Source organism: Seonamhaeicola marinus (genome assembly GCF_008085455.1).
The window spans coordinates 540-1096 of sequence record NZ_VSDQ01000590.1; the positions used below are offsets into that span (position 1 = coordinate 540).

Sequence of the window (557 nt, forward strand, 5' to 3'; positions counted from 1 at the left end):
AACTCACAATGGTTTGATGATAAAATGCGTTTAAACAATCACGTACACATAGGTGTAGCTGTAGCTGTTCCAGACGGTTTAGTAGTGCCTGTAGTACGTTTTGCTAATGAGCAAAGTTTACCGCAAATAGGAGCCGAGGTTAAAGAATTAGCAGGAAAAGCAAGAAATAAAAAATTAACTCCAGATGAAATGTCTGGTAGTACATTTACTGTTTCAAACTTAGGTATGTTTGGTATAGATTATTTTACATCTATCATCAATCAACCTAACTCAGCAATTTTATCTGTTGGGGCTATTGTTCAAAAACCAGTGGTAAAAGAAGGTCAAATAGTAGTTGGCAACACAATGAAATTAACCTTGGCCTGTGATCATAGAACGGTTGATGGTGCTACTGGAGCTCAATTCCTTCAAACATTAAAAGGGTATATTGAAAACCCAGTAACTATGTTAGTATAATGTTATTTTGAAATACATTTCTTTACAGTGAAGTGTAATTCAAAACACTCTTAATAATATAATGTTAAACCTGTTTCTAATGAAACAGGTTTTTTTATCTT

The 557-nt window shown here is 33.4% G+C and carries 1 protein-coding gene; it reads left to right on the forward strand.

Features of this window, described 5'->3' with window-relative positions:
• Positions 1-456: 2-oxo acid dehydrogenase subunit E2 (locus FUA24_RS10670; RefSeq protein WP_246147016.1), on the forward strand; the 456-nt coding region annotated here is incomplete at its 5' end.
• Positions 457-557 lie beyond the last annotated feature (101 nt).